Raw genomic sequence first — 7190 nt, forward strand, 5'->3', positions numbered from 1 at the left:
GCCGTGGCATGTGTGGCTCCTTTGCGCTAGAGATAGCCCGTCTGATTGACGAGTCGCACCGATGACGCCCCGTCCGCGTAGAACTCGGCAATGCTCAACGATGCCAGGTCGAGGTGCAGCCGGTACAGGATTCCGGGCCCGGCGTCCAATGCCATCCGCAGCAACATCTTGATCGGCGTCACGTCTGAGACAACGAGCACCGTGGAGCCGGGATGGTCGGTGGTGATGCGGTCTCGTGCGCGGCGCACCCGCTCGAGTGCGGCATCGAAGCTTTCCCCGCCGGGCGGCTCCGTGCTGGTATCGCGCAGCCAGCGGGTGTGCAGTTCGGGATCGCGTTCGGCGGCCTCGAAGAACGTCAACCCCTCCCAGGCGCCGAAATCGGTCTCGATCAGGTCGTCGTCGACGGTGACGTCCAGGCCCAGCGCCTTGGCAGCGACCGTCGCAGTGTCATACGCGCGTTGCAGGGGCGAGGAGATCACCACAGCGATTCCGCCGCGCGCGGCCAGATAACGCGCCGCCGCCTGCGCCTGCCGGCGTCCCACCTCGGTCAGCTCCGGGTTGCCCCGCCCCGAGTACCGGCGCTGCACCGACAGCTCGGTCTGTCCGTTTCGCAGCAAAAACAGCCGGGCCTGGTGGCCACGTGTCCAGGTCCATCCCTGCGATGACAATGATTGCGGTGCAACATCTTTCATCTCGGTCACGGGTTCGGCGGCCGCAAGTTCGGGGGTCTTGATGTCCAGATCGGCGGCGGCGTCCATCGCCTCGTTGGCCAGCCGGTCGGCATGCTTGTTGCGTTCACGCGGGATCCAGGTGTAGGTGATCCGGTCGAATCGTGCCGCCAGCCGTCGCGCCTGGGCGTGTAGCTCGGCGAGATCGGGGTGCTTGACTTTCCAGCGCCCGGACATCTGCTCGACCACCAGCTTGGAGTCCATAAACACGTCCACCTCGCTAGCGCCCATCCGCGCGGCGTCTTCCAAACCCGCGATCAGGCCCCGGTATTCGGCGACATTGTTGGTCGCCCGGCCGATGGCCTCCATACTTTCCGCCAGCGCGGTCCCGCGGTCGGCGCTGTGCACCACCGCGCCGTAGCCGGCCGGACCGGGGTTGCCGCGCGACCCACCGTCGGCTTCGACGATGACCTTCACCGCCCGGCCACCTTGACCCGCAACAGGATCGCGCCGCATTCCGGGCAGCGCACCACGTCGTCGTCGGCGGCCGCGGTGATGCGCGCCATTTCACCGCGATCGATCTCGATGCGGCAGGCGCCGCACCGGTGTCCGAGTAACGGTCCCGCACCCGGGCCTCCCCCGGCGCGCTGACGTTCGTAGAGGGCGCGCAGCGCGGGATCCAGTTCCGCAGCCAGCAGGTCCCGCCGGGCCGCGAGCTCGGTGCGGCTCTCCTCGATTTCGGCGAGCGCCGCGTCGAGTGCCTGCTGCGCGCTGGCCAAACCCGCTTGCAGCGTTTCGATCACACCTTGCTCGGTGTCCAGTTGCGCCTGCAGCTCCTCGCGGCGCTCCATGACCTCCAGTAGCGAATCCTCCAGGCTGGCCTGGCGGCGGGTCAGGGTCTCCAGTTCGTGCTGCAGGTTGGCCAGCTGCTTGGCGTCGGTGGCACCCGAGGCGAGCAACGCCCGGTCGCGGTCTTCGCGCTGGCGCACCGAGGCGATTTCGACCTCGTACCGGGACACCTGCGCGTCCAGATCCTCCACCGCGATTCGCAGCGCACCCACCCGGTCATTGGTGGCGTCAAGTTCGCCGCGCATCCGCTCGATGTCGTCGCGCTGCGGCAACCGGGTGACCCGGTGCGTGACCCGGGTCAGCTCGGAGTCGAGTTCGGACAACTCCAGCAACGAACGTTGTTGCACTACTTCGGCTTTCATGACGGATCTCCAGACAGTTCGTGTCCGGGGTGCCCAAGATTCCACGGGTCGGTGCGGGTGGTGGACACGCGCACCTCGAGGGCTGCCCCGAAGTGGGACCTCAGCACGTCGGCGGCTTGTGCGCACCACGGGAATTCGCTGGCCCAGTGCGCCACGTCGATCAGCGCCACCGCACAGGCCCGGCGATGTTCGTCGGCGGGATGGTGTCGCAGATCGGCGGTGACGTAGACCTGCACGTCGGCGCGGGCCACGACATCGAGCAGCGAATCCCCGGCCCCGCCGCAGACCGCGACGCGGGACACCACTTGGTCGGGGTCGCCCGCGGCGCGCACCCCCCAGGAGGTTCGCTGCAGCGCGGCGTTGACGCGGGCGACGAAGGCCCGCAACGGTTCCGGTTGTCCCAGCCTGCCGATGCGGCCCAGGCCGGTGTCGCCGGGCGGCGGCACCAGGGCGAAGATGTCGAACGCGGGCTCCTCGTAAGGGTGGGCGGCGCGCATCGCCGCTAGCACCGTGGCCCGGGCCCGTGCGGGAGCGACGACCTCGAAGCGGTCCTCCTCGACCTGCTCGACGGCGCCGACGCTGCCGATCGCCGGGTTGGCGCCGTCGTGCGGCAGGAACTGCCCGATGCCGCCGACGCTCCAGCTGCAGTGCGAGTAGTCGCCGATGTGGCCGGCGCCGGCGTCGAACACGGCGGCCTGCACCGCCGCGGCGTTTTCCCGCGGCACGTAGATTACCCACTTGTCGAGATCGACCAGCACGGACGCCGGTTCCAGCGGGGCCTCCACGGTCAGGCCCAAAGCCTGTGCCAGCGCATCGGAGACACCCGGGTTCGCCGAGTCGGCGTTGGTGTGTGCGGTGAACAGCGACCGCCCGGTCCGGATCAGCCTGTGCACCAGCGCGCCCTTGGGGGTGCTGGCCGCCACCTTGTCCACGCCGCGCAGCAGCAGCGGATGATGCGTCAGCAGCAGGCCTCCGTCGGGCACTTCGTCCACCACCGCCGCGGTGGCGTCGACGGCGATCGTGACCGAGTCCAGCATGTCGCCGGGGTCGCCGCACACCAGCCCGACCGAATCCCACGATCGGGCCAGCCGCGGCGGGTAGGCCTCGTCGAGCACCGCGATGACGTCGCATAAACGCACGCTCACCGGCGCCTCCCGTTCGACACCGGTACACACTCCGCGATGGCTCCGGCCAGCAGCGGCCATTCCGGCCGGATCTCGGCTCGCGAATACCGCTCGTCCAGGCCGACGAAGGTGTCGCAACGGCACACCGCAATCCCCTTGTCCTGCAGTTTTTTTCGTATCCGAACGGCGTCGGGGCTGCGAAACAGCAGGAATGGCGCCGCACCGTCGAGTACCTCGACACCTACCGCCGTCAGGCCGGCCGCCATCTCGGCGCGCAGCGCCACCAGCCGCGCCGCGTCGGCCGTACAACACGCCGCGATCGCCGTCAGCTGCAGCGTGCCCACCGGCCAGTGCGCGCGGCGGGCGGTCAACCGCGCCAACAACTCTGGCGCGCCCAGAGCGTAGCCCACGCGCAGGCCGGCCAGCGCCCACGTCTTGGTCAGGCTGCGCAGCTCCAGCACGTCGGACAGCGGGTCGGCGGCCAGTGATTCCGGCTCGCCCGGAATCGAATCGGCGAACGCCTCGTCGACCACCAGGATCCGTCCCGGCCGGCGCAAGGCCAGCAGCTGCTCGCGGCGGTGCAGCACCGAGGTGGAGTTGGTCGGGTTGCCGACCACGAGATCGGCGTCCCGCGGCACCGCCTCGAGCACGACGTGATGCACGGGCACGCCGGCCGCCCCCAGCGCCACGGCCGGCCCGGTGAACGCAGGCGCGATGATCGCCGCTCGGGCCGGGCGCAGGTTGGGCAGCAACGCGAACACCTCCGCCACCCCGGCCAGCGGCAGCACCTCGGCAGGCGTGCGGCCATGCCGCACGGCGGCGGCCTGCGCACGGTGCACGTCCTCGGCGTCCGGGTAGCGGGCCAGGTCCGGCAGCTGCGCCGCCAGCCGCTCGATCAGCCACTGCGGCGGGTGCGCGTGACGCATGTTGACCGCAAAGTCCAGCATCCCCGGCGTGGCGGCCTGATCGCCGTGATAGCGCCCCATCGCAAGCAGGCTCGGGTCCGGACTCGCCATCCGTGAGACACTAGTGCGCGCTCGCGGGGCGGCTCACCCGGCCGCTGACTGCGGGGGCCGATCAGGCGAAGCGCTGAACAAACCTCACGGCGACGTCGGCGGCTTCTTTCCATCCGTTGTCGATCACCAGCGAGTGCCCCCGGCCGGGGATCCGCTCGATCTCCGTCACGCCCGGGTTGTGCTTGGACTGGCGTTTGAAGGTGGCCTCGGTGACCGCCAACGGAGTGATGTGGTCGTACGCGTCCGCGACGATCAGCAGCGGGCCACGGTCGGGATTCTTGACCTCCACCCGGGATCTGGCTGAGCGGATTGAAATTCGCCACCGCCACCTGGAACAGCAGCAGCCCCGGCGCCGGGACGTGGTAGGTGTCGTAGAGCTCCCTGGCCTCGGCGTCGGCTAGGTTGTTGGCCCACCCGTACTTGAATTGATCGAACGTCAAAGCAACAGCCTTGCCGTAGTTCGCGGGATTGCTCAGCACCGGGAAGGACGATCGGAGCGCCGAGATCGGCAGCGGCAGAATTTCTCTGAACGGCGCGTTGTCGATGTCGATCGACACCGTCACCAGCGATGCCCCGGCGCCGGCGATTTTCTGCGCGATCAGTCCGCCGAACGAGTGACCGACGACCACCGGTTTCTTCGACAGCCGATCGATGGCCTCCAGGTAATGATCGGTGACGTCTTGAACCTTTTTGCGCGCGAACACTTCCGGACGCTCGAACGCCTCGCCGACGCTGCCCGGATCGTCGGGCCAGCCGGGGGCCACCGTCGTGTAACCGTTGGCCTCGAACAGGTCCCTCCACCGTTGCCAGCTGCTGGACAGCAGCCGCAAACCGTGGATGAACACCACCGGGGTGAGCCCGCTGGCGTTGGCGCGTTCGATTTCCGCTTCCTCCCAGGCCGTGACGGTGCTGATGGTCATGGTACGTCCTTCCGCTGTGCCGGGGCGCCAACCGGCGCAGCAAATTAGAGTAGCCGCCGAAACCTCTTGCTAGCAGCGTAAGAATCCCCACGAAGCACACCGCTCAACGCCGGGGTGCCCGACCCTCGATGCCAGCCGGCCCGCCATCGACGAGAATGGGGACGTGACAGGAGCAGTTTCGGCGCACGGGCAGGCGTCTCAGCTGGTGATCTTCGACCTCGACGGCACCCTGACCGATTCCGCCGAGGGTATCGTCGCAAGCTTCCTGCGTGCGCTCGGCCAGATCGGCGCCCCGATCCCGGAGGGCGATCTGGCCGCCCAGATCGTCGGGCCGCCGATGGATGAGACATTTCACTCGATGGATCTGGGCGAGGACGCCGACGGGCGTTCACGGCATTCCGCGCCGAGTACGGCGCCCGGGGCTGGGCGCCATCAACACCCTGTTCGACGGGATCGAGACCCTGCGGGCCGCCGGTGTGCGGCTGGCCGTAGCCACGTCCAAGCTGGAGCCGACGGCGCAGCGCATCCTCGCCCATTCCGAACTCGACCAGTATTTCGAGGTGATCGCCGGTACCTGCCCGGACAGCAACCGCCGGAGCAAAGAGGAAGTGCTGGCGCACACGCTGGCCCAGCTGCAGCCGCTGCCCGAGCGGGTGCTGATGGTCTGCGACCGCAGCCACGACGTCGACGGGGTAGCCGCGCACGGCATCGACACCGTCGTGGTCGGCTGGGGCTACGGCCAGGCCGATTTCGCCAACCGCGTCGCCACCACCGGCGTCACGCACGCCGCCACCGTCGCCGAGCTGCGGAGGGCGCTGGGTGTCTGAGCCTTTGCACGTGACGTTCATCTGCACCGGCAACATCTGCCGCTCGCCGATGGCCGAGAAGATGTTCGCCCACCAGCTGCGGCAGCGTGGTCTGGGTGACGCCGTGCGGGTGACCAGCGCCGGCACCGGCAACTGGCATGTCGGCAGCTGCGCCGACGAACGCGCCGCCCGGGTGCTGCGGGCGCACGGCTACTCGACCGGCCACCGCGCCGTGCAGGTCGACGACGATCATCTCAACGCCGATCTGGTGGTGGCGTTGGGCCGCAACCATCTCCGAATCTTGCAGCAGCTGGGTGTCGACGCCGACCGGGTCCGGATGCTGCGCTCCTTCGACCCGCGTTCGGGGGCCTACGCCCCCGACGTCGAGGATCCGTACTACGGCGATCCGGCTGACTTCGAGGCAGTGCTGGCGGTCATCGAGGCCGCTTTGCCGGGGCTGCACGCCTGGGTCGACGAGCGGCTGGCGGCGAACGGGCACGGTGATGCCTGAACGCCGGGCGCGGCTGGCCTTTTTGCTCCGGCCGGGTTGGATAGCGCTGATCCTGGTGGTCATCGCATTCACCTACCTGTGCTTCATGGTGTTGGCGCCGTGGCAGCTGGGCAAGAACACCCGCACGTCGCGGGAGAACCATCAGATCGAGACCTCGCTGAACACCGCCCCAGTGCCGCTGAAAACCCTGTTGCCGCAGCAGGATTCATCGGCGCCGGCCGAGCAGTGGCGTCGGGTCACCGCGACGGGGCATTATCTGCCCGACCTGCAGGTAGTAGCCCGGCTGCGCGCGATCGAGGGCGACCAAGCCTTCGAGGTGCTGGCGCCGTTCGTAGTCGACGATGGCCCGACGGTGCTCGTCGACCGTGGTTATGTGCTCCCCGAGCCGGTGTCGCACGTCCCGCCGATCGCCCCCCCGCCGCAAGACACCGTGACCATCACGGCCCGGCTGCGCGACTCCGAGCCGCTCGTGCACGACAAGGAGCCGTTTACCCGGGACGGCTTCCAGCAGGTGTATTCGATCAACACCCAACAGGTCTCGGTGCTGACCAAGGTTCCGCTGGCCGGGTCGTATCTGCAACTGGTGGAAAACCAGCCGGGCGGCCTCGGCGTCATCGGCGTACCGCACCTCGACGCGGGGCCGTTCCTGTCCTACGGCATCCAATGGATCTCGTTCGGCATCCTGGCTCCGATCGGCCTGGGCTACTTCGCCTACTCGGAGATCCGCGCCCGCCACCAAGCCAAGGAGCAGACCGAGGCCCAGATGACGGTCGAGGAAAAGCTCGCCGACCGCTACGGCCGGCAGCGGTAGCGCCTGTCGCAAAACAGGTGCATGGCAGCGACGCTCAGGACGGCCGCCAGCTGCACCCAGCCGCGACAGCACGACGGCCCGGCGCAGATCATCCGCGCTGGGCGGGCGCCCGTCGCCGAGGGT

7 protein-coding genes and 1 pseudogene are annotated in these 7190 nt (G+C 68.9%); 3 read left to right on the forward strand and 5 right to left on the reverse strand.

Translation table 11 applies throughout. The annotated features are described in order from the left end of the window. Positions 1-26 precede the first annotated feature (26 nt). The 5 genes from FQ389_RS10185 to FQ389_RS10205 are packed head-to-tail and all read right to left on the reverse strand — an operon-like array spanning position 27 to position 4939. Positions 27-1145 carry a bifunctional RNase H/acid phosphatase gene (locus FQ389_RS10185; RefSeq protein WP_144207273.1) on the reverse strand — a complete coding sequence of 373 codons (1119 nt, stop codon included), beginning with the start codon at positions 1143-1145 and terminating at the stop codon, positions 27-29. Next, positions 1142-1879 (reverse strand): zinc ribbon domain-containing protein, encoded by a 738-nt coding sequence (locus FQ389_RS10190; RefSeq protein ID WP_144207276.1) that lies wholly within the window; start codon positions 1877-1879, stop codon positions 1142-1144. The genes FQ389_RS10185 and FQ389_RS10190 overlap by 4 nt, the downstream gene beginning before the upstream one ends. Next, a complete protein-coding gene (locus FQ389_RS10195) occupies positions 1876-3024 on the reverse strand; it encodes a Nif3-like dinuclear metal center hexameric protein (protein ID WP_144207279.1) in 1149 nt (382 codons plus the stop codon). The genes FQ389_RS10190 and FQ389_RS10195 overlap by 4 nt, the downstream gene beginning before the upstream one ends. Beyond that, entirely contained in the window at positions 3021-3989 is a 969-nt protein-coding gene (cobC, locus tag FQ389_RS10200; protein ID WP_260860657.1) for an Rv2231c family pyridoxal phosphate-dependent protein CobC, read from the reverse strand. The genes FQ389_RS10195 and cobC overlap by 4 nt, the downstream gene beginning before the upstream one ends. After that, positions 3899-4939: an esterase/lipase family protein gene (locus FQ389_RS10205; protein WP_260860658.1), complete on the reverse strand. Its 1041-nt coding sequence runs from the start codon at positions 4937-4939 to the stop codon at positions 3899-3901. The genes cobC and FQ389_RS10205 overlap by 91 nt, the downstream gene beginning before the upstream one ends. Before the next feature lie 163 nt (positions 4940-5102). Between FQ389_RS10205 and FQ389_RS10210 the strand changes: the two are divergent. The 3 genes and pseudogenes from FQ389_RS10210 to FQ389_RS10220 all read left to right on the forward strand — a co-directional run bounded on the left by FQ389_RS10210 (position 5103) and on the right by FQ389_RS10220 (position 7067). Then, a pseudogene (locus FQ389_RS10210) lies at positions 5103-5766 on the forward strand (HAD hydrolase-like protein). After that, positions 5759-6256, forward strand: coding sequence for a low molecular weight protein-tyrosine-phosphatase (locus FQ389_RS10215; protein ID WP_144207285.1), 498 nt, complete (start codon positions 5759-5761; stop codon positions 6254-6256). Before FQ389_RS10210 ends, FQ389_RS10215 begins: the two are co-directional and overlap by 8 nt. Beyond that, complete coding sequence (locus tag FQ389_RS10220) at positions 6249-7067, forward strand: SURF1 family cytochrome oxidase biogenesis protein (protein ID WP_144207288.1); 819 nt, start codon at positions 6249-6251, stop codon at positions 7065-7067. Before FQ389_RS10215 ends, FQ389_RS10220 begins: the two co-directional genes overlap by 8 nt. Positions 7068-7190: the final 123 nt, after the last annotated feature.

Origin of the sequence: Mycobacterium tilburgii, from assembly GCF_902168065.1 — a bacterium.
GTDB lineage: Bacteria > Actinomycetota > Actinomycetes > Mycobacteriales > Mycobacteriaceae > Mycobacterium > Mycobacterium tilburgii.